This window comes from Methylopila jiangsuensis (assembly GCF_027922305.1).
Classification (GTDB): domain Bacteria; phylum Pseudomonadota; class Alphaproteobacteria; order Rhizobiales; family Methylopilaceae; genus Methylopila; species Methylopila jiangsuensis.
In genome coordinates this window covers 1,131,894-1,151,240 of the sequence record NZ_BSFK01000005.1, presented here as the reverse complement: position 1 = coordinate 1,151,240, position 19,347 = coordinate 1,131,894, and the positions used below count along the sequence as shown (strand labels likewise).

20 protein-coding genes, 1 tRNA gene and 1 pseudogene are annotated in these 19,347 nt (G+C 69.6%); 9 read left to right on the top strand and 13 right to left on the bottom strand.

Annotation, left to right across the window (positions count from 1 at the left end; translation table 11 throughout):
• The first annotated feature begins 16 nt into the window (after positions 1-16).
• Positions 17-631, top strand: a complete 615-nt coding sequence (locus PKE85_RS06940; protein ID WP_271204043.1) for a cation efflux transmembrane domain-containing protein — start codon at positions 17-19, stop codon at positions 629-631.
• Here PKE85_RS06940 and PKE85_RS06935 read toward each other — a convergent pair.
• From PKE85_RS06935 to PKE85_RS06925, 3 genes are read right to left on the bottom strand one after another with little or no spacing between them, the layout of a single operon-like run.
• On the bottom strand, positions 621-2,105 hold the full coding sequence (locus tag PKE85_RS06935) for a M48 family metalloprotease (RefSeq protein WP_271204042.1): 1,485 nt from the start codon (positions 2,103-2,105) through the stop codon (positions 621-623). The genes PKE85_RS06940 and PKE85_RS06935 overlap by 11 nt on opposite strands.
• The gene (locus PKE85_RS06930) at positions 2,102-2,938 is read right to left on the bottom strand and encodes a thermonuclease family protein (RefSeq protein WP_271204041.1); all 837 of its coding nucleotides are present in this window, start codon (positions 2,936-2,938) and stop codon (positions 2,102-2,104) included. The genes PKE85_RS06935 and PKE85_RS06930 overlap by 4 nt, the downstream gene beginning before the upstream one ends.
• Positions 2,939-2,983: 45 nt before the next feature.
• A complete protein-coding gene (locus PKE85_RS06925; RefSeq protein ID WP_271204040.1) occupies positions 2,984-3,871 on the bottom strand; it encodes a cation diffusion facilitator family transporter in 888 nt (295 codons plus the stop codon).
• Positions 3,872-4,101: 230 nt separating this feature from the next.
• Between PKE85_RS06925 and PKE85_RS06920 the strand changes: the two genes are divergently transcribed.
• The 4 genes and pseudogenes from PKE85_RS06920 (at position 4,102) to PKE85_RS06905 (ending at position 7,170) form a co-directional block, all read left to right on the top strand.
• A tRNA-Arg gene (locus PKE85_RS06920) sits at positions 4,102-4,178 on the top strand.
• 394 nt (positions 4,179-4,572) lie between these two features.
• A pseudogene (locus tag PKE85_RS06915) lies at positions 4,573-4,915 on the top strand (IS3 family transposase); the annotation flags it as partial.
• A gap of 645 nt (positions 4,916-5,560) precedes the next feature.
• A complete protein-coding gene (locus PKE85_RS06910) occupies positions 5,561-5,737 on the top strand; it encodes a hypothetical protein (protein ID WP_271204039.1) in 177 nt (58 codons plus the stop codon).
• A 71-nt stretch (positions 5,738-5,808) separates the two neighbouring features.
• Positions 5,809-7,170 (top strand): hypothetical protein, encoded by a 1,362-nt coding sequence (locus tag PKE85_RS06905; protein WP_271204038.1) that lies wholly within the window; start codon positions 5,809-5,811, stop codon positions 7,168-7,170.
• Between the two features lie 203 nt (positions 7,171-7,373).
• Here PKE85_RS06905 and guaA read toward each other — a convergent pair whose 3' ends face one another.
• The 6 genes from guaA to guaB all read right to left on the bottom strand — a co-directional run bounded on the left by guaA (position 7,374) and on the right by guaB (position 13,058).
• Positions 7,374-8,936, bottom strand: coding sequence for a glutamine-hydrolyzing GMP synthase (gene guaA, locus PKE85_RS06900; protein WP_271204037.1), 1,563 nt, complete (start codon positions 8,934-8,936; stop codon positions 7,374-7,376).
• Positions 8,937-9,033: 97 nt separating this feature from the next.
• On the bottom strand, positions 9,034-9,264 hold the full coding sequence (locus tag PKE85_RS06895) for a hypothetical protein (protein WP_271204036.1): 231 nt from the start codon (positions 9,262-9,264) through the stop codon (positions 9,034-9,036).
• Positions 9,265-9,325: 61 nt separating this feature from the next.
• The gene (locus tag PKE85_RS06890; protein WP_271204035.1) at positions 9,326-10,618 is read right to left on the bottom strand and encodes an RsmB/NOP family class I SAM-dependent RNA methyltransferase; all 1,293 of its coding nucleotides are present in this window, start codon (positions 10,616-10,618) and stop codon (positions 9,326-9,328) included.
• Between the two features lie 12 nt (positions 10,619-10,630).
• Positions 10,631-11,056 carry an MAPEG family protein gene (locus PKE85_RS06885; RefSeq protein WP_271204034.1) on the bottom strand — a complete coding sequence of 142 codons (426 nt, stop codon included), beginning with the start codon at positions 11,054-11,056 and terminating at the stop codon, positions 10,631-10,633.
• 273 nt (positions 11,057-11,329) lie between these two features.
• Positions 11,330-11,533 carry a hypothetical protein gene (locus tag PKE85_RS06880; RefSeq protein ID WP_271204033.1) on the bottom strand — a complete coding sequence of 68 codons (204 nt, stop codon included), beginning with the start codon at positions 11,531-11,533 and terminating at the stop codon, positions 11,330-11,332.
• 34 nt (positions 11,534-11,567) lie between these two features.
• Entirely contained in the window at positions 11,568-13,058 is a 1,491-nt protein-coding gene (gene guaB / locus PKE85_RS06875; protein WP_271204032.1) for an IMP dehydrogenase, read from the bottom strand.
• 482 nt (positions 13,059-13,540) lie between these two features.
• Here guaB and PKE85_RS06870 point away from each other — a divergent pair, with 482 nt between their 5' ends.
• Both PKE85_RS06870 and PKE85_RS06865 read left to right on the top strand, forming a co-directional pair.
• On the top strand, positions 13,541-14,335 hold the full coding sequence (locus PKE85_RS06870; protein WP_271204031.1) for a thymidylate synthase: 795 nt from the start codon (positions 13,541-13,543) through the stop codon (positions 14,333-14,335).
• Positions 14,332-14,814 carry a GNAT family N-acetyltransferase gene (locus PKE85_RS06865; RefSeq protein WP_271204030.1) on the top strand — a complete coding sequence of 161 codons (483 nt, stop codon included), beginning with the start codon at positions 14,332-14,334 and terminating at the stop codon, positions 14,812-14,814. Before PKE85_RS06870 ends, PKE85_RS06865 begins: the two co-directional genes overlap by 4 nt.
• On the opposite strand, the gene PKE85_RS06860 is transcribed toward PKE85_RS06865, so the two are convergent.
• From PKE85_RS06860 to PKE85_RS06845, 4 genes are all read right to left on the bottom strand, one after another.
• The gene (locus PKE85_RS06860) at positions 14,766-15,152 is read right to left on the bottom strand and encodes a lipid-A-disaccharide synthase N-terminal domain-containing protein (RefSeq protein WP_271204029.1); all 387 of its coding nucleotides are present in this window, start codon (positions 15,150-15,152) and stop codon (positions 14,766-14,768) included. The genes PKE85_RS06865 and PKE85_RS06860 overlap by 49 nt on opposite strands.
• Entirely contained in the window at positions 15,142-15,879 is a 738-nt protein-coding gene (locus tag PKE85_RS06855; protein ID WP_271204028.1) for a glycosyltransferase family 2 protein, read from the bottom strand. The genes PKE85_RS06860 and PKE85_RS06855 overlap by 11 nt, the downstream gene beginning before the upstream one ends.
• Positions 15,876-17,429 (bottom strand): ArnT family glycosyltransferase, encoded by a 1,554-nt coding sequence (locus PKE85_RS06850; RefSeq protein ID WP_346433355.1) that lies wholly within the window; start codon positions 17,427-17,429, stop codon positions 15,876-15,878. Before PKE85_RS06850 ends, PKE85_RS06855 begins: the two co-directional genes overlap by 4 nt.
• Positions 17,430-17,590: 161 nt before the next feature.
• Positions 17,591-18,142, bottom strand: a complete 552-nt coding sequence (locus PKE85_RS06845) for a tyrosine-protein phosphatase (RefSeq protein ID WP_271204026.1) — start codon at positions 18,140-18,142, stop codon at positions 17,591-17,593.
• 283 nt (positions 18,143-18,425) lie between these two features.
• Between PKE85_RS06845 and PKE85_RS06840 the strand changes: the two genes are divergently transcribed.
• Positions 18,426-18,797, top strand: coding sequence for a hypothetical protein (locus PKE85_RS06840; protein ID WP_271204025.1), 372 nt, complete (start codon positions 18,426-18,428; stop codon positions 18,795-18,797).
• Complete coding sequence (locus tag PKE85_RS06835) at positions 18,794-19,321, top strand: dihydrofolate reductase (RefSeq protein WP_271204024.1); 528 nt, start codon at positions 18,794-18,796, stop codon at positions 19,319-19,321. The genes PKE85_RS06840 and PKE85_RS06835 overlap by 4 nt, the downstream gene beginning before the upstream one ends.
• Positions 19,322-19,347: the final 26 nt, after the last annotated feature.

Genomic DNA, 19,347 nt, shown 5'->3' with positions numbered 1-19,347 from the left:
GGCGAGGGAGGCGGAAGTGACGAACGCGTCCTCTCCCCATGACGGCGCTCCGCCGCCCGGCCTGCGCCGCACCGTCGGGACGGTGGCGGCGCTCAACCTCGGCTATTTCGGGGTGGAGTTCTGGGCCGCGCTGGCGCTGGGCTCGGTCGCGCTGTTCGCGGACAGCATGGATTTCCTGGAGGACGCCTCCGTCAACCTGCTGATCCTGCTGGCGCTGGGCTGGTCGCTCAGAGCCCGCGCGCGGGTCGGGGCGCTGCTGGCGCTGATCCTGATCGCGCCGGTCGCAGCCACCGTCTGGACCGCCTGGGACCAAATCGTGGACCCGACGCCGCCGGACGCCGTGGCGCTGTCGGCGGTCGCGCTGGGCGCGCTCGGCGTCAATCTGACCTGCGCCCTGCTGCTGGCGCGCTTCCGCGCGGCGAGCGGCAGCCTGACCCGCGCCGCTTTCCTGTCCGCCCGCAACGACGCCTTCGCCAATCTGGCGATCATGGCCGCGGGCGTCGTCACGCTCGCCTGGCCGTCGATCTGGCCCGATCTGGTGGTCGGCCTCGCGATCGCGGCGCTCAACATCGACGCGGCGTGGGAGGTGTGGGAGGCGGCGCGCAAGGAGCGCCTCGCCGTCACTCCCTGATCACCTTGACCTTGTAGCCCGGCTGCAGCGGTTCGCCGGGGGCGAGGCCATTGAGCACGGCGAAGCGCTCCACGGCGCGGTCGGTGAGCGCCATGCGGGCGGCGAAGGCGGCGTCGGTGTCGCCCGGGCGGACGGTCTCGGTCGCCACGCGCAAAGGCTGCGCGCTCTCGATCTCGCTCGCGGACAGCCGACGGAACGACTGCAGCGAGGCGCGGAAGCCGTCGTCGATCTCCGGCGTCAGCTCGCGCGCGGCGAAGATCAGGCGGTAGACGTCGTCGCCGAACCGGATCGCCACGAACCGGAAGGTCCAGTCCCGCCCCTTGGCGACGATGGTGACGGCCTCCATGCCGTTCACCTCCAGCCGCTCGACCGGGCCGGGCTCCGCCCCCTCGATCCAGCCCTCCTGGATGTAGCCGTCGAGCGTGCGGCCGGAGGCGAGCCGGGCGGCGTCGAGGCGCAGCGCCCGCCCGTCCGGCGCGACGCCCAGCAGCGCCTCCGCCCCGTTCTCGAAGGTGAAGCCCTCGGGCGCAAGGAAGGTGAAGCCCAGTCTGGGGTGCAGGAAGCGCCGTCCGCGGGCGTAGCCCTGCGCCGGGTCGTCGCCGTAGACGATGCCGTTCAGCGCCGTGAGGTAGCGGTCCCGGTCGCGCTCGCCGAGCCCCGGCGCGCCGATCTGGCGGGCGGATGTGACGGCGAGCTGCACCCGCTCGGGCGTGGAGGGATGCGTGGACAGGAAGTCGAGCCCCGGCTGGGACGGCTTCTGCCCGAGGGCTGCGCTGCGCAGCTCCGTCTGCCGGCCCATGGAGAGCAGGAAGCGCGACGCGCCGTAAGGGTCGAAGCCGGCGCGGGCGATGTTCTGCACGCCGATGCGGTCGGCCTCCAGCTCCTGGGCGCGGGAGAAGCTCGCCAGCGACAGCCGGCTCTTGGCCAGCGCCACGGCGCCCGCCTCCCGGTTCTCCAGCACGTCGGAGACCACCTTGCTCACGAGCACCGCCTTGCGCTCCTCGTCGGCGCGCTGGAAGGCGTGGCGCGCGGTCACATGCGCCATCTCATGGGCCAGCACGCCGGCGACCTCGGACGTGTCGTTCGCCACCGCCAGCAGGCCTCGGGTGACGTAGAGGCTGCCGTTCGGCAGCGCGAAGGCGTTGATCAGCGGCGAGTTGAGCAGGGTCACCTTGTAGCGCAGGTCGGGCCGATCGGACGCGGCGGCGAGCCGGTCGGCGATGCTGTTCAGCAGCGCGGTGAGCTGGGGCTGCTGATAGACGCCGCCATAGGCCGCGGCGATGCGGGCCTGCTCCTGCGTCACCGCGCTCGGCTGGCCGACCGACTTCGGCGCCGCGGGCGGCACGATCGGGGTCGGCTGGGCCGCATGCCTGTCCGGCTGGATGCTGCTGCAGCCCGCGAGCAGGGCCGCGGCGCAGGCGATCGTCACGATGCGCCGACCGAACCTCCCCATGCCGCAGCGAACTCCCATCATTCGGCCTCCGGCGCGTCGATCCGCTCGATCTGGGCGGCCTCGTCGATCCGTATCGTCGGGCCCGCGGCGCCCCGCAGAACGACGCCCCGCACCCTGAGCCACGCGCCCGGCTCCAGCCCGAGAGCGGTTCGTCCCCCGAGCCGGCGGAGCGCCGGTTCGGATATGGAGAGCGAAAGCGCGTCCCGCCAGCGCCGTCCGAAATTCACGTAAACCCGGCCGCCGGAGGTCCGCACGCTCGCCACGCGGCCTTCGGCCACCTCGAACCGGCCGTCGGCGGGAAACCCCGCGCCATCGGCCGCCTGCCGAACCTCGTAGTACGAATGCGCCCATAAACCAAGGCGTTGGCGGCGCGCGGACGCCTCCGCGGCCCGCAGCGTGGCGTCGCAGCCACGCCCGGCTCGGCTGGCGTCCACCCGCAGGCGGCCCTGCTCCAGCAGCGCGGTCGCGACGCCTGCGTGGTCGGGGACGGCCGGGTCGGCCACGTAGCCCAGGAGCCGGCCGTGGCGGTCCGGCTTGTCCGCGGGCCGGAAGGCGAGGGCGCGGCCGGCGGCGGCGCGGTCGAGCGCGGCGCGGGCCTCGTCCGCCTGCGGCCAGACCCCGGCGGGCGCAACCGACAGCGGCGGCTTTGGCGCGATCACGCCCGCCAGCCGCGCCTCGCGCCCGTCCTGAAGCGCCAGCGTGTCGCCGTCGATCGCGCGCAGCGCCACGATGGGTTCGGGCGCAATCTCGAGCCGGCAGGGCGCGCCCGCCATGGCGGGCGCGGGCGCGCAGGCGATCAGCAGCGCGGCGACGCTCCGGCGGCGGGGCGCGGGGGAGGGGATCGAAGCTCTCACCCGGCCATGGTCGGCCGTCAGGGTGGACGGGCGGTTAAGTCCGGTTCACAGCACCACGATGCCGGCGTGCTTCGCCTTGCTGTCCGGCTCCACGTGGATGGTGACGATGATGTCGGCGTCCTCCGCGTGCAGGGCGCGCTCCACCCGGTCGCAAATGTCGTGGGCCTCGGTGACGCTCATGTCGCCGGACACGACCAGATGGAAATCCACGAAGGTGAGGCGTCCCGCCTGCCGGGTGCGGAGGTCGTGGGCCTCGATCGCGCCCTCGGCGTTGGCGGCGATCACCGCCTTGATGAGGGCGACCGTGTCGTCGTGGGCGGCCTCGTCCATCAGCCCGCCCACGGAGGAGCGCACCAGCTGCGCGCCGGACCACAGCACGTTGACGGCGACGACGCAGGCGATCGCCGGGTCGAGCCACGGCTGGCGGAAGAACAGCGCGGCGGCGATGCCGACCAGCACGCCGACCGAGGACACCACGTCGGACAGCAGGTGCTTTCCGTCCGCCACCAGCGCCGGCGAGCGCAGGGCCCGTCCGCGGCGCAGCAGCAGCAGGCACCAGCCGGCGTTGACGCCGCTCGCCGCGAGGCTGGCGGCGAGGCCAGCGGGCGTCAGCTCGAACGTGCGCGGGTTCTGGAACGCGCCCCAGGCCTCGTTGAGGATCGCGCCGGCGGCCACGATGATCAGCGCGCCCTCGACCACGGCCGAGACGTATTCCGCCTTGTGGTGGCCGTAAGGGTGGTTGCGGTCCGGCGGCGTCGCGGACACGCGGACCGCCACGAAGGCGCCGATGGCCGCCGCCACGTTGACCACGCTTTCGGCGGCGTCCGAATAGAGCGCGACCGAGCCGGTGAGCAGATAGGCGACCGATTTGAGGGCCAGAACGGCGACGCCCACGACGATGCTGCCGAGGGCGATTTTCTGGGTGGCGTCCATGGGGGCGTTCCGGGTCTCGCCGCGCAAGGCGGCGTCAGGCGCCTGCGATTAGACGCCCCGGGGCCGCGCTTCAACGCCTATCTTCGCCACTGCGAAGCGCCTGCAGGAGGTGGCCGGCGCGGTCCGCGATCCGGCCGCCCGACGCCCGCTTTCGCTTGATCGACGCCCCCGCCTTGGCGCATAAAGCGGCGATGGAGGCTTGAACGTCCGTCAAAGGCCGTCGACGCCATGTCCCGGTAGCTCAGCAGGATAGAGCAACGGTTTCCTAAACCGTAGGTCAGGGGTTCGAATCCCTTCCGGGACGCCATCTCGCCACGTAAGGTATTTATATCGCTAGATTTTTTTTGGGTTTGGGAAGTTCTGCCCCGAAAGGTTTCTCCGTCCGCGCGACCTCGGCCTTTGGCAAGCCGCCTTTGATCGGCCTCAGCGGCGTGCCTCTCGATCTCTTTGACGCTCTTGCGCCCTGTGATCGACGTGATCTCGCGGGTCGTGCGTCCGATCTGGGCTGGCCTGCGCGACGCAGTTTTTCGCACGCCATGGAGCCGCGCATCGTTCGGCCAAGCCGGCCTCGTGGATGAGGCCTGTGCGAACCAGGGGCCGAAGCCAGCGACGCTGAAAGCCTCGTCGTAGGCCGTCGTCAGGATCATCAGGCGCGTCCGGGGCCAGTTGGCGGGCGCCGCGCGCAGATCGCCATGCGCAGGGATGGCGAGGCGGCGCTGACCGCCGAACCGAAGGACCGCTGCCGGAGGAGCAGCGACATCGTTGCGCTCGCCGTCCAGTATGGCGGCTCACGACTACCAGCGGATCGCGGCCCTGCCGCGCTCCGCCGGCCGGGTCGTGAACCTGACGCGCGTCGAGCGGATCGGGCGGCGGGAGGGGCTGAAGGTTCCGCAGAAGCGGCACGGGCGCGGGCGGCTGTGGCTCAACGACGGCTTGTTCGTCCGGCTGCGGCCGGATCGGCCGAACCACGTCTGGTCCTGCGACGTCGTCGAGGATCGGCCCCTTGCCGGCCGCACGTTCAGGATGCTCAACGTGATCGCCGAACCGAGGGTCGGCGCAGCCAGTTCACGCGCGAAGGCCTTGCGAAGCGAAGGCCGTGATCGAAAGCTTGAGACGGCGTCACAACGTCCTCCGCCCGCACTCCGGCGCCCGGCTGCAGGCCGCCCGCGCCCGAAACCACGCTGTGGCCGGCTGCGCAACCCGTCCCAACCCCGCCGACCATCGCGTCAGCGGCGCTCATGAACGAACATTGCGCCAGGACTGCTCGATCGGAGGGCGGCCAGTTGTTGGTGGCGAAGCCCGTTTCTCGACCATGCTGCGCCATACCAACATCGCTACCAACAAAGTGGCTGGGTCGGGGTGACGTGCAGCGATGCGGGATAAGAAAGATAATCCTTGCTAAACAAAGGGATCGTGCGACTTCCGGCACGGAGAGGAAGGGTCTGAAACGACCTTAGATCACTCCCACTCGAATATTAAACCGCCTAAAACACCTTATATTTCAATAATCTGAAAGCGCGGCATAGGTTGATATCATGAAAAATGCCATGACTGAGAGCCTTCACTAGCTGCTGCGAAATTTGGTGCCGTTGTCTTTGATCTTATCGGGCCTGTCTTACGCAATTTAATGCAATCTCCATTGCACGGAGCTTAGGATGTCCCCCGTCTCCCATTGAACGAGGGCCGACCATGACCCGGCCGAATCTTGAAATCGTCATCGAAGACGCCGGCCTGTACACTATCGCCCGCGATTCTAACGAAACCCTCGGTATAATCGGCCCGATAGATGACCGCGACGCGCTCATGGATGCTGTCGTCGAACGCTGGCCAAATGTCGATCACATCGACCTGCCGAACAGCAACTGATTGCAGCCGCCTTTAGCGGTGCGTCTCCCTCGGCTGCGACTGTGCTAGACTTACGTCGAAGGGGCTTATCCATGGCGACACTGGAATCGCATGTAGAGGCATTGATCACGGAACTAACCCGCGTGCAAGCATCCGGATCGATACCGGATCCGGATGAGGAAGGATTCTCGTTTCCGGGGCAGATTGCCGTCGGCAATGACCGCTTCCTCATGACGACGCGAGAGATGGAGCGGCTGATCGAGCTTTCTTCCCGGGAACTCAAGCGCAGCGATCCAGTCCTAAGCCGCACTCATACCGATAAAGAATGGAACTGGATGGTACGGAGCGCCTTCGGCCCAGCACTAATGCTGATCGATCTCGATGACGATCGGCAGGAGAATGCCCGCACTGTTATCGCTGCCATCCGCGCGGCCGTCAGTAAACCTGCCAAGACATACGGCTCCGCCGAGCATGTGTTCGGCTGCACCCTTTTTGGCAACTTTGAGGTCGCACTGTTTTCGATTGGTCCAGTGCAGTTTGAGCCGCGTTTAGCGTGGCTCTCGCGCAAGCTTTCCGAATGCGATGTCACCAAGACCACCGCACAGCGTGTCACGCGCGTCTGGTCTGGTAACAAACTGCGTAAGCGCAAGACATCGGTCGATTCCTTACGAGAGCGGGATATTCTAGATGCAGTCGGCAAGTGTCCTTACGTGTGCAGCGTTCGCACCGAAGGGCTCGCCTCCGAAGCCGGGCGCCTTAAAGCGCAGACGGCTGCACGCCTTGCAATGACAGGTATTGCCCTGCGCTGGGCCGTATCCTCCAAAGCGCTCGATGGGTTTCGGCTGCTCGTTGATCCGTCAGTTCGCCGCCAGCGCTCTCTGGTGTTCAAACCGAAGGTCAAAACGCTATCTGGCGGCAACCTGATGGGCCTGCCGCATGGTCCGACCATCAGTCCTGAAAACTGGGCGAAAGAATTGACTAAGCACCGCGATGACTTTGACGTGGTGGGCGAGGCAATCGCTTATTACCTCTCGCCCGATGGGAAGGTCGTTCGTCCGACGCTCATGAATACCTTTGCACAGGCGCTGTTGTGGTTCCATGAGGGGTGCCGCGATGAGGTGGATCTGATGGCAGTGGTGAAGTTCTCGGCATGCCTCGACGCTCTCGCGAGTGGCGGCAAGTCAACCGGAATCAGAAGTCTAATCCGCGCCCGGTTGGGCATGCAGGACGACAAGCCGATCCGCAAAGATGGCCCAACCATGCACGACGCTGTACAAGAAATTTACAGCTCGGGCAGAAGCCGCACGATCCACGGTACCAACGACAAGATCGGCAATGACTGGTCATCAACCCGTGTGCTTGCAGAGCAGTTTGCGCGGCTGTGCCTTGTGATGTGTCTGGACTGGGGTGCGTGTAATCCTACCAGTAACGATCCACTGGCCCTCAAGAAATGAGGCAATAGGGGCTGCTATGAGCGGTTATGACGCTTCGGTTCCGGAACTCGATACCATGATCGAGCCAGACTCCGCTTCATGGTATCGGCGACTGTTTCAATCGCATGCCATCCCGACATCATGAAAAATGCCATTGACGATGCAGGATAAGTGATCGTTTCTTCAAAATTTACCAAGCAAAATCAATATGTTACAATTATCGCTCACTCCCACTCGATCGTGCCGGGCGGCTTCGAGGTGACGTCGTAGACGACGCGGTTTACGCCGCGGACCTCGTTGATGATGCGGGTCGCGGCGCGGCCGAGGAAGTTCATGTCGTAGGGGTAGAAGTCCGCCGTCATGCCGTCGACCGACGTCACCGCGCGCAGCGCCAGCACGTATTCATAGGTGCGGCCGTCGCCCATGACGCCGACCGTCTTCACCGGCAGCAGCACCGCGAAGGCCTGCCAGATGACGTCGTAGAGGCCCGCCTTGCGGATCTCGTCCAGGTAGATGGCGTCGGCCTTGCGCAGGATGTCGAGCTTGTCGCGCGTCACCTCGCCGGGGCAGCGGATGGCGAGGCCGGGGCCGGGGAAGGGGTGGCGGCCGACGAAGGCCTCCGGCAGGCCGAGCTCGCGGCCGAGCGCCCGCACCTCGTCCTTGAACAGTTCGCGCAGCGGCTCCACCAGCTTCATGTTCATCCGCTCCGGCAGGCCGCCCACATTGTGGTGCGACTTGATAGTGACGGAGGGGCCGCCGGTGAAGGAGACGCTTTCGATCACGTCCGGATAGAGCGTGCCCTGGGCGAGGTAATCGGCGCCGCCGATCCTCTTCGCCTCCTGCTCGAACACCTCCACGAACAGGCGGCCGATGGTCTTGCGCTTCACCTCCGGGTCGTCGGTCCCGGCGAGCGCGGACAGGAAAGTGTCGCCCGCGTCCACATGCACGAGCGGGATGTTGTAGTGGCCGCGGAACAGGCTCACCACCTCCTCCGCCTCGTTCTGGCGCATCAGGCCGTGGTCCACGAACACGCAGGTGAGCTGGTCGCCGATCGCCTCGTGGATCAGCACCGCCGCCACCGCGGAATCGACGCCGCCGGACAGGCCGCAGATCACCCGGCCGTCGCCCACCTGCGCGCGGATGCGGGCCACCGCCTCCTCGCGATAGGCCGCCATGCTCCAGTCGCCGGAGCAGCCGCAGATGTCGCGCACGAAGTTGGTCAGCAGCTTGGCCCCGTCCGGGGTGTGCACCACCTCGGGATGGAACATCAGGCCGTAATAGTTGCGGGTCTCGTCGGCGATGGCGGCGAACGGCGCGTTCTCCGAGATGCCGATGATGCGGAAGCCCTGCGGCATCTGGGTGATGCGGTCGCCGTGGCTCATCCACACCTGGTTGCGGCTCTTGTCCTCCCACACGCCGGTGAACAGGCGCGAGGGCGCCACCACGTTCAGGTCGGCGCGGCCGAACTCCCGGTGATGGCCGCTCTCCACCGTGCCGCCGAGCTGCTCGGCCAGCGTCATCTGGCCGTAGCAGATGCCGAGCACCGGCAGGCCGCTTTCGAACACCGCCTGGGGCGCGCGGGGCGTGCCCACATCCGCGACCGAGGCCGGGCCGCCGGACAGGATGACGCCCTTGGCGCCGAAGGTGGGAAACACCTCGGCGGCGTTCTGGAACGGGGTGATCTCGCAGTAGACGCCCGCCTCGCGCACGCGGCGCGCGATGAGCTGGGTCACCTGCGACCCGAAATCGATGATGAGGATGCGGTCGTGGGCGGCGTCTGCGGTCATGCGCCTGACTAGCCCGAACGGGCCTTCGCGGGCAACGGTCCGCAGCGCATGGCGCCTGCGAAATTTGATCGCGTCGGCGTAAGGCCGGATCTGGAGATCAGAGCGGCGTGCCGTCCCGGGGCGCGACCGGGCTGCACTCGGTCGGGGCGCGGGGGCCGAAGCGCTGGTTCAGGTGGCCGCAGCCCCAGTCCTTCAGCGGCCCCGGCATCCATCGGGTGAGCGCCGCGCCGACGCGCTCCTCCGGGTTGGGGCCATAGGAGGCGTACCATGACCAGTAGCCGACCGCGGCGATCACGATGACCGCTATCAGCTTCAGAATGGTGCTCATCGCGTGCATGGCTCCGCCTCGCCGTCCCTCATGACGCCAGATGGACCGGAGGCGAGGCGCGTCAAGCCCGGCGCAGCGTCGCCACGAAGAAGCCGTCGGTTCCCGCCCGTCGGGGCGTGAGCAGCAGCGCGTCGCCGGCGGCGTTGGCGTGGGCGGCGAGCGCGGGCGCGCCGGCCCCCACCGCCGCCTCCGCCGCGGGCGCGGCGACGAACTCCGGATGGCGGGCGCGGAAGGCGGCGACCCGGTCCTCGTTCTCCTCCGACAGCAGCGAACAGGTGACGTAGACCAGCCGGCCGCCGGGCTTCACCAGCCCGGCCGCGCGCTCCAGCACCTCGTCCTGCTCGGCGTTGCGCAGCTCAAGCGCTGCGGGGCGCATGCGCCATTTGGCGTCCGGGTTGCGGCGCCAGGTGCCGGTTCCGGTGCAGGGCGCGTCCACCAGCACCAGATCGGCGCGGCCGGCGAGGTCCGCCAGCACGTCGGCCTCGCCCTTGGGCGCGCGGGTCTGCAGGTTGCGGACGCCGGCGCGGTCCGCCCGCTCATGCAGCGGCGCGAGGCGACGGATGTCGGCGTCGTAGGCGTAGAGCTGGCCCCGATTGCCCATGGCGGCGGCGAGCGCCAGCGTCTTGCCGCCCGCGCCGGCGCAGAGGTCCACCACCTGCAGGCCGGGCCCGGCGGCCGCGATCAGCGCCGCGAGCTGGGAGCCTTCGTCCTGCACTTCGACGAGGCCCTTGAGGAAGGCGGGCTCCGCCTGCACCGGCGGGCCGCGGCCGTCGTCGGAGAGCGGCACGCGCAGGCCCCAGGGCGACAGCGGCGTGGGGGAGGGCTTCAGATGGGCCAGCGCCTTGTCGGCCTTGGCCCGGTCGCCCTTCAGGGCGTTGACGCGGAGATCGAGCGGGGCGCGCTGGGCGAGCGCGGCGCCTTCTTCCGCGCGCTCGTCGCCGAACACGCGGGCGAGGGGCGCGTCGAGCCATTCGGGATAGTCGCCGCGCACATGGGCGGGGGCGCCGTCGAGGCTGGCGTTCGCGATCGCCGCGCGCTCGGCCTCCGTCAGCGGCGCCGGCGCGTGGGCCGTCTCCGCGAAGCTCGCGGACAGCGCGTCCGGCTCCGCCCCGCGCACGAAGGCCAGCGCGCCGAGCACGAGCGCCCGGCCGCCGTCGCCGCCCATGCGCCAGGCGAGCGAGGCGCGGGCGCGCAACGCGTCATAGACGAGGCTCGCGATGCGGGCGCGGTCGCCGGAGCCGGCGAAGCGGTGGCTGCGGCCCCAGTCCTTCAAAGCCTCCGCGGCAGGGCGGGGACGGGCGGCGATCTCGTCCAGAACCTCGATGGCGGCGAGCGCGTGGGCGGCAGGGGTCATGGGATCGGGCTTTCAGGCGGAGAGCAGATACACGCGCAGCGCGAACAGGAGCCACATGGCGATGAGGATCACCGCGCCGGCGAGGAACAGCGGGAAGCGCAGCCGGACCTCGTTGGAGCCGGTGTGGACGAAGGCGTGGGCGTAGCGGGTGGCCACGAACAGCCACGACATCAGCACGAACATGAGATCCGCCGCGCGGGTGATCAGCGCCAGCGCCACCAGCAGGTAGAACAATTGCGGCAGTTCGAGCTGGTTGTGGAAGGCGTCGCTGACCGCCTGAGCCTTTTTCGGCCACGGGATGGCGCGGGTGGAGCCGCCGGTGGGCCGGACCTCGCCCGCCTTCACCGCCCCCCAGCGCGCCACGCCCATCCAGACCAGCAGGCCGAAGGCGAGCGCCACGAGGGCGAAGACCGGGGAGAGGATGGCGGCGATGGACATGGGGAGCCTTATGCGAAAGCGGAAACGACGGGCAGGCCTAAGAGGTCGGGTGAAGATCGACACTCGCCGTCATGCCCGAGCTTGGCCATCGGGCGCATCCACGATCTGAACGCCGAAGCGTCCGCGACCCGTAAGTCGTGGATACGGGCATGACGAACGTGCGGGACGCAGTCTGCATGTGTTTCCAGACACGCTCTCATGACGTTCCACACGATTTACGAGGCTGGCGTCGACGACGAGGCTCATCGCCGCGCGCGTTCTTCCCGGACCAGATCAGTGGGGTCGGCGCCAAGCGGCGACGGCGTCATCGCCCCGGACGCGATCCGCCCTCGCGACCCTCTCCTCGGGCGAAGGGCGCCGCGCGCCGGGCTGCCAGTCACGCGCCGTCGCATCGAGCGGGCGGCCCGTGGCGGCTGCCGTCTCCAGGGTCTTCTGATCCGCGACGTCGTCCACGTCGCGGATCATGCCGGTCGCCATGGCGCTCCCTCCCGAAACCTCTCGGTTCGGGAGCTTACACCATGCTGGGGTAGTTCGGGCTCTCGCGGGTGATGGTCACGTCATGGACGTGGCTCTCGCGCAGCGAGGCGCCGGAGATGCGGACGAACTGGGCCTTCTCGTGCAGGTCCGGCAGGGTGGCGGCGCCCACATAGCCCATGGCGGCGCGCAGGCCGCCGGCGAGCTGGTGCAGCACCGCGCCGACCGGGCCCTTGTAGGGCACCTGGCCCTCGATGCCTTCCGGCACCAGCTTCAGCCGGTCGTTCACCTCGGCCTGGAAGTAGCGGTCGGCGGACCCCTGCGCCATCGCGCCCACCGAGCCCATGCCGCGGTAGGACTTGTAGGAGCGGCCCTGCCACAGGAACACCTCGCCGGGGCTCTCGTCGGTGCCGGCGAGCAGCGAGCCCACCATGGCCACGTCCGCGCCGGCGGCGATGGCCTTGGCCAGATCGCCCGAATACTTGATGCCGCCGTCGGCGATCACCGGCACGTCGGCCTTCTTGGCCGCCTCCACCGCCTCCATGATGGCGGTGAGCTGGGGCACGCCCACGCCCGCCACGATGCGGGTGGTGCAGATGGAGCCCGGCCCGATGCCGACCTTGACCGCATCCGCGCCGGCGTCGATCAGCGCCTTGGTGGCGTCGCCGGTGGCGACGTTGCCGGCCACGATCTGAACCTCGTTGGAGATGCGCTTGATGCGGGCCACCACGTCCAGCACGTGCTGGGAGTGGCCGTGGGCCGTGTCCACCACCACCAGGTCGCAGCCGGCGTCGATCAGCGCTTCGGCGCGGGCGTAGCCCTTGTCGCCCACGGTGGTGGCGGCGGCCACCCTGAGGCGGCCCTGCGCGTCCTTGTTGGCGTTGGGGTTGGCGACCGCCTTCTCGATGTCCTTCACCGTGACGAGGCCGACGCAGTGATAGGCGTCGTCCACCACCAGCAGCTTCTCGATGCGGTGCTGGTGCAGCAGGCGCTTGGCCTCGTCCTGGCTCACGCCGTCCCGCACGGTGACGAGGTTGTCCTTCGTCATCAGCTCGGAGATGGGCTGGCGCATGTTGGTGGCGAAGCGCACGTCGCGGTTGGTCAGGATGCCGACCAGCTTGCCGGAGCGGCCGTTGGAGCCCTCCACCACCGGGATGCCGGAGATGCCGTTGCGCTTCATCAGCTCGAAGGCTTCGGCCAGCGTCGCGGTGGGCGCGATGGTGACCGGGTTCACCACCATGCCGCTCTCGAACTTCTTCACCTGCCGAACATGGGCCGCCTGCTCCTCAGGCTCCAGATTGCGGTGAATGACGCCGACGCCGCCGGCCTGGGCCATGGCGATGGCCATGCGGGCCTCGGTCACCGTGTCCATGGCGGAGGAGATAATCGGCAGGTTGAGCGAGATGGTCTTCGTGACGCGGGAGCGGAGGTCCACCTCGCCGGGCATCACCTCCGACAGGCCGGGGCGCAACAGCACGTCGTCGAAGGTGAGCGCTTCCCGCGCAAGAACGTCTTCGATGCGCGCCATGCCAGGCCTCCTCAATGTGACGCCGGTCGCGTCCGGGCGCCGCCCGCCGGAGGCCGCCCCAGTCGCGTCGCGCGGATCAGGCGCGAAACGGGTCGTGGAAAGTGGCGCGGACCTTTATCACGACACAGACGCCGCGCAAATGACGGCTGCGCCGGACAGCCCCGCTTTTCAAGCGGCGCTCCGCCGCAGGATGGAGGCGCCCATACCGTCTGGCGCGCGGGATGGGTTCGGAGCCCATCCGATACGTCACGCTCGCCGTCATCGCCCGCGACCGACAGCACGGAAAACACGCACATCCCGCCTGACCGCAAACAGGTAAGACGCCCGAGCCAGGCTCGGGCGTGACGGCGCGCTTGGATGGCGCGCCTCCGTAACGTCCGAACAGGCTCTTGAGTCCTGTGGACCGCGGACCCGGCCGGACTCGCCCGGCCGGGCCGACAGGCCTAAGGTGACGGGCCGAGCGACATTAGGCCCGACGCCCCATGCACGCCTATCTCGACCTGCTCCGGCGCATCCTCGACGAGGGCGCCGCCAAGGACGACCGCACCGGCACCGGCACGCTGTCGGTGTTCGGCGCCCAGATGCGCTTCGACCTGACGCAGGGCTTCCCCCTCGTCACCACCAAGCGGCTGCATCTCAAGTCCATCGTTCACGAACTGCTGTGGTTCCTCGCCGGGGACACCAACGTCCGCTACCTGCGGGACAACGGAGTCACCATCTGGGACGAGTGGGCCGACGCCGACGGCGAACTCGGCCCGGTCTACGGCCGGCAATGGCGCTCCTGGGCCACGCCCGACGGCCGCGTCATCGACCAGATGGCGGACGTGCTGAAGGAGCTGAAGCGCAATCCGTCGTCACGCCGGCTGGTGGTCTCCGCCTGGAACCCGGCCGACCTGCCGGACATGGCGCTCGCGCCCTGCCACTGCCTGTTCCAGTTCCACGTCTCGGACGGCCGGCTGTCCTGCCAGCTCTACCAGCGCTCGGCGGACGCGTTCCTCGGCGTGCCGTTCAACATCGCGTCCTACGCGCTGCTGACCCATCTCGTCGCCCATGACGCGGGGCTCGGGGTCGGCGATTTCGTCCACACCCTCGGCGACGCCCATCTCTACCTGAACCATGTGGAGCAGGCGCGCGAGCAGCTCGCCCGCGAGCCGCGGCCGCTGCCGAAGCTGCGGCTCAACCCGGCGACGCGCTCCGTCTTCGACGTGCGCTACGACGACGTGGCGTTCGAGGGCTACGATCCCCATCCCGCCATCAAGGCTCCGATCGCCGTATGACCGTCTCCATCCGCTCCGCCGGACCGGCCGACGCCGGGCTGGTGTTCGCGCTCGTCAAGGAACTCGCCGCCTATGAAAAGCTGGGCCATGAGGTGATGGCCACCGAGGCGGACATGGTGGAGGCGCTGTCGGGACCGGCGCCGCGGGTGTTCGCGGAGATCGCCGAGCGGGACGGCGTCGCCCTCGGCTTCAGCCTCTGGTTCTACACCTTCTCGTCCTTCGTCGGCCGCTGCGGCATCTGGCTCGAGGACCTCTATGTGCGTCCCGACCAGCGCGGGCAGGGGATCGGGCGCGCTCTGATCGAGAACCTCGCGCGCCGGTGCCGGGACGAGCGGCTCGGCCGGCTGGAGTGGTCGGTGCTGGACTGGAACGCGCCGTCGATCGCGTTCTACGAGAGCCTCGGCGCGCGGCCGAATGCGGGCTGGACGGTCTATCGCACCGCGGGCGAGGCGCTGGCGCGGCTCGCGGGAGAGGTCTGACGCCGCGCGTTCAGCGCCGCGCCGCGCCGGGCGCGGCGGACGATGAACTGCAGGTTGCGGGCGTAGATGAACAGGCCCATGGCCTGGCCGACGATGAACACCGGGTCCTTGCGCCCGATGGCGTAGATCAGCAGCAGCGCGCCGCCGCCCAGGCTGAACAGCCAGAACGCCGCCGGCACCACGCTGCGCCCGGCCTTCTCGCTCGCGACCCACTGCACCAGGAAGCGCGCCGTGAACAGCGCTTGGGCGATCCAGCCCAGCATGATCCAGGCGTCGAGCTGGGCCACGAACACGTCGTGCAGATAGGCGCCGATGGCGGAGACGAGGTCAGCGGGCATCCGGCGTCACCTCCAGCGCGGCGGGCGCCTTGCGGGCCCGGCGAATGAGCCACCACACCCCGGCGAGGTCGGCGAGGCCGATCCACAGCCGGTCCCACATGCCGTACTTGGAGCGCCCGGCGCCCCGCGGCCGATCGGTCACGTCCACATGGCGCACCGTGCGTCCCTCCCGCGCCACCAGCGCGGGCAGGAAGCGGTGCAGCCCGTCGAAATAGGGTAACGCCAGATAGAGCTCGCGGGGAAACGCCTTGAGGCCGCACCCCGTGTCGCGGGTCGAATCCTTCAGCACGGCGGAACGGACGCCGTTGGCGATGCGCGACTGCAGCGCCTTGAAGCCGCCGTCGGTGCGCCGCGTGCGCTGGCCGGCCGCGAGCCCGGCTTGCGGCAGGCCGTCCACGAGGGCGTCGATCAGGCGCGGCAGGAAGATGGGGTCGTTCTGGCCGTCGCCGTCGAGCGTCGCCACGATCTCGCCCCGGGCCGCCCGGACGCCGGCGCGCACCGCCGCCGACTGGCCGCAGGAGACCTCGCGCCTCAGGTGCCGGACCATGGGACGCCTGCGGCGGGCCTCCGCGATCTCGGCGGGCGTGGCGTCGGTGGAGCCGTCGTCCACCAGCACGATCTCGAAGGCGCGGCCCGCCATGGCCGCCACGATCTCCTCCACCAGCGGGCCGATGTTGCCCGCCTCGTCCTTCAGCGGCGCTACGATGGAGACGAGGCGCTCCGTCATGGCGCGACCCCATAGACCACGTAGGAGACGTGTTTTGCGCCGTTGATGGCGACGCCGGAGACCTCCGCCACCCGCCGGGGCGTCACGCCTTCAGTTGTAAGCGCGCTGTCGAAGGCGGCCTGCTGGCGGCGCTCCACGAAGGCCGCGCGGCAGCCGCCTTGCTTCAGGAAGCGCGCGGCGCCGGCGCCGTCGGTCAGGATCAGGTCCGTGCGGGTCAGCAGGATCAGGCTCGGCTCCCGGAAGCCCGCCACGGCGGCGAGCGGCTCGGCGCAGCCGAGCGCGGGCAGCGTGTCCGCGAGCCGCTTCATGGGGAACAGCGCGTCGAGATCCCGCGCCGCGAGGCCGAACACCGCCGCCGTCATCACCGCCGAGGCGGCGAAGGCCGCGACCAGCGAGACCAGCGCCCGACCGCGCCAGAACGGCGGAACGGCCGCCGCCGCCAGCGCGAAGGCCAGCGCCCCGGCGATGAGGAAGGGCAGGTTGGCGCCGCCATCGAGACGCCAGATCAGCCAGGAGAAGCCGATGGTGAGCGCCAGAGGTCCGAACGGGACCAGCAGGATCAGCGCCTTGGCCCAACGCCGGCCGATCGCCATGCGGCCGTCGGCGGCGGTCCAGCCCACCGCCAGCGCCAGCGCCGGATAGAGCGGCATGACGTAGTGCGGCAGCTTGGTGGGCACCAGTTCGAACATGATCCAGGCGGGGACGGCCCAGGCGAGGATGACCTTCGCCCACGGCTCCCGCCGCGCGGCCCACAGGCCGGGCGCCGCCACGGCGAAGTAGGGGGCGAGCGGCCAGAACGTGCCCCAGGCCGCCACGAAGAAGGCGCCGGGCGGCGCGCCGTGGCTTTCCTGAGGGCCGGCGGCCTTCAGCAGCAGGTCCTTGCCGAGGCTGTCCACGAAGAAGCCGCCGCCGGATTTCAGCCCGATCATGATCAGCCACGGCGCGGCCATGGCCGCCACGATCGCAAGGCCAAGCGCCGCGTTGAGGCGCTTCAGCAGCGCAAGCGAGCGGTCGGCGAGGCAGAGCGCCGCGATCGCGAAGCCCGCGATCAGCGGAACGATCGGGCCCTTGATCAGCACGCCGGCGCCGACGGCGACCCAGAACAGCAGCGTGACGCCGAGGGGCGGGGCGCGGCGGGCGAGCGTCGCGAGATAGATCCGGATCAGCGCGCCGAAGGCGAGCGTCGCGGTTGCGAGCAACGCGGCGTCGGTGGTGGCGAGCCGCGCCTCGACGGCGGCGATCAGCGTGGCGGCGAAGCCGGCGGCGCCGGCCAGCGCCCCGCGCCGGTCCATGATGGCGAGGCCGGCCCAATAGGTGGCGAGCACGGCCGCGAGCATGCCGAGGAAGGAGGGCAGGCGGTAAAGGCCGATGGTCCGCTCCGCGTCGGGGACGCCCAGCGCGTCCGCCGTGGCGACGGAGGCGGCCTGCAGCCAGTAGACGCCGGCGGGCTTGTTGTGCCGGGCCTCCTGCTGCAGCCGGATGTCGACGAAGTCGCCCCTTTCCAGCATCTGGCGCGAGGCCTGTGCGAAGCGCGGCTCGTCGCGGTCGATGGGGGGGATGGCGAACAGCCCCGGCAGCGTCGCCGCCAGCGTCAGCAGGACGAGCGCGATCAGCGCCAGGGCGTGGCGGGGGCCCTTCGACAGGTCGGCGGCCGGCGGCGTTTCGGGATGCGGGCGCGTGGGCGTAGGTCCGTGATGGTGCGGTGCGGCGTTCAGCGTAGCGCTAGATCACGGTTTTGTATGTCGGCGAGATGACGCTGGGCGACAAAGGCGTCAAAGCTTTGGCCCATGGCCGCCGTCGTGCTGCCGAGCCACGGGAAATGGCCGTGGGCGAGGGTGAGCGCGCGGCCCGCCTCGGCCGGCGCTTGGCCGCCTAGGGCGTAAAGATAGAGCGCGGACGCGAGGCCCGAACGGTCCGCGCCGGCCTTGCAGTGGATCAGAACCGGCTTCTGCGCCTTTGCGATCAGCGTCACCAGCGCCTGCGCGCGCTCGGGCGACAGCGGTTTGGTCGCCGACATCTTGAAGTCGATCAGGACGAGTCCGTTGGCGGCGGCCGCCGCCTTCTCCTCCTGGTACCAGTCCTTGCCCGGCGCCGCGCCGCGCAGGTTGATCACGGAGCCACGGCCGTGGGTTTCGGCGAAGCGGGCGAGATCGGCTGCGCTGGGCTGCCAGGAGCGATAGACCGCGCCGGCCTCCACCACCCCGAAATTGTCGGTCGCCCGCATGTAGCCGATGTAGGCCGCAGGCGGCGTGAGACACGCCATAAGCGCCGCCAAGCCCGCCTTGAGCATTCGAGTCATGTCGGCCCCCGCCCGCGCCGGCTCTGCTCCGCCGGCTCCCGCATGCGACCTTTGGCGGGCGGTCGCGAAACGGCGATGTCGGGCGCGCGACCCTTTGATGACGCGGCGCAACACATGCCCGTCCTCACGGACGCCCCCATGGCGAAGGGAGGCTGGACGGTGTAGGCGTGAAGGGAAGTGAGGCGGTCCCGTGGCGATTCCGGGGCCGCGCCATGGGACAGACGCTGCGGCGGACGGGACTTCGACGATGCGGATCATGATGGGAGCGGCGCTGGTCGTCGCGGGTGTGGCTGTGGGCGGAACGGCGGCCCTGGCCCAGAGCACGCCCAAGCTCTACGCGCAGACCGAGCAGACGCTCAGGGCCAAGCTGAAGTCGGCCTACGCCGGCAAGCCGGCGCGGTTCGGCTTCGAGAACTTCCGCCGCCGCTCCGCGGGCGGCGAGGAGGCGGTGTGCGGCCAGGCCACCATCTACATCGGCCGGGACAAGCCCAGCCTCGTGCGCTTCGTCTACCGCTACGACAAGGGCGACGCCGCCATCGAGACGCTCGGCGCGGAGGACACCCGCACCGTCCAGCAGCTCTGGACGCCGCTCTGCCTGCGCGGCCGCCCGATCGAGTGAGCGTTCCCCTCGTCATCGTCGCGGCGGTCGCGCGCAACCGCGTGATCGGCCGCGACAACGACATGCCCTGGAAGCTGTCGAGCGACTTGAAGCGCTTCAAGGCGCTGACCATGGGCAAGCCGCTGATCGTGGGCCGCCGCAACCACGCCGCCATCGGCCGGCCGCTGCCCGGCCGCCAGACCATCGTGCTGACCCGCGACCGCGGCTTTTCCGAGCCGGGCGTGCATGTGGCGCATGAACTCGCCGACGCGCTCGGCCTCGCCGAGGCGCTGGCGGAGGAGATGGGCGCGGACGAGATCGTCAGCGCCGGCGGCGGCGAGATCTACGCGCTCACGCTGCCGCTGGCCGCGCGCATGCGTCTGACCGAGGTGCACGCTCTGCCCGAGGGCGACGTGCTGTTTCCGGAGTACGACGCCTCCCAGTGGCGGGAGACGGCGCGGGAGGATCACCCCTCCGGGCCTCGCGACGAGTTCCCGTTCTCCTTCGTGGATCTGGTCCGCGAACGCGGGTTGAAGCGGACGTGATCGAACGGCGCGCGACGAAGGATTGA

What these genes read in the sequence shown, in the direction of transcription:
- PKE85_RS06935 (WP_271204042.1), bottom strand. Translation starts at nt 2,105, where the DNA reads ATGATGGGAGTTCGCTGCGGCATGGGGAGGTTCGGTCGGCGCATCGTG.
- PKE85_RS06925 (WP_271204040.1), bottom strand. Translation starts at nt 3,871, where the DNA reads ATGGACGCCACCCAGAAAATCGCCCTCGGCAGCATCGTCGTGGGCGTC.
- PKE85_RS06910 (WP_271204039.1), top strand. Translation starts at nt 5,561, where the DNA reads ATGACCCGGCCGAATCTTGAAATCGTCATCGAAGACGCCGGCCTGTAC.
- PKE85_RS06905 (WP_271204038.1), top strand. Translation starts at nt 5,809, where the DNA reads ATGGCGACACTGGAATCGCATGTAGAGGCATTGATCACGGAACTAACC.
- guaA (WP_271204037.1), bottom strand. Translation starts at nt 8,936, where the DNA reads ATGACCGCAGACGCCGCCCACGACCGCATCCTCATCATCGATTTCGGG.
- PKE85_RS06895 (WP_271204036.1), bottom strand. Translation starts at nt 9,264, where the DNA reads ATGAGCACCATTCTGAAGCTGATAGCGGTCATCGTGATCGCCGCGGTC.
- PKE85_RS06890 (WP_271204035.1), bottom strand. Translation starts at nt 10,618, where the DNA reads ATGACCCCTGCCGCCCACGCGCTCGCCGCCATCGAGGTTCTGGACGAG.
- PKE85_RS06885 (WP_271204034.1), bottom strand. Translation starts at nt 11,056, where the DNA reads ATGTCCATCGCCGCCATCCTCTCCCCGGTCTTCGCCCTCGTGGCGCTC.
- PKE85_RS06880 (WP_271204033.1), bottom strand. Translation starts at nt 11,533, where the DNA reads ATGGCGACCGGCATGATCCGCGACGTGGACGACGTCGCGGATCAGAAG.
- guaB (WP_271204032.1), bottom strand. Translation starts at nt 13,058, where the DNA reads ATGGCGCGCATCGAAGACGTTCTTGCGCGGGAAGCGCTCACCTTCGAC.
- PKE85_RS06870 (WP_271204031.1), top strand. Translation starts at nt 13,541, where the DNA reads ATGCACGCCTATCTCGACCTGCTCCGGCGCATCCTCGACGAGGGCGCC.
- PKE85_RS06865 (WP_271204030.1), top strand. Translation starts at nt 14,332, where the DNA reads ATGACCGTCTCCATCCGCTCCGCCGGACCGGCCGACGCCGGGCTGGTG.
- PKE85_RS06860 (WP_271204029.1), bottom strand. Translation starts at nt 15,152, where the DNA reads ATGCCCGCTGACCTCGTCTCCGCCATCGGCGCCTATCTGCACGACGTG.
- PKE85_RS06855 (WP_271204028.1), bottom strand. Translation starts at nt 15,879, where the DNA reads ATGACGGAGCGCCTCGTCTCCATCGTAGCGCCGCTGAAGGACGAGGCG.
- PKE85_RS06845 (WP_271204026.1), bottom strand. Translation starts at nt 18,142, where the DNA reads ATGGCGTGTCTCACGCCGCCTGCGGCCTACATCGGCTACATGCGGGCG.
- PKE85_RS06840 (WP_271204025.1), top strand. Translation starts at nt 18,426, where the DNA reads ATGCGGATCATGATGGGAGCGGCGCTGGTCGTCGCGGGTGTGGCTGTG.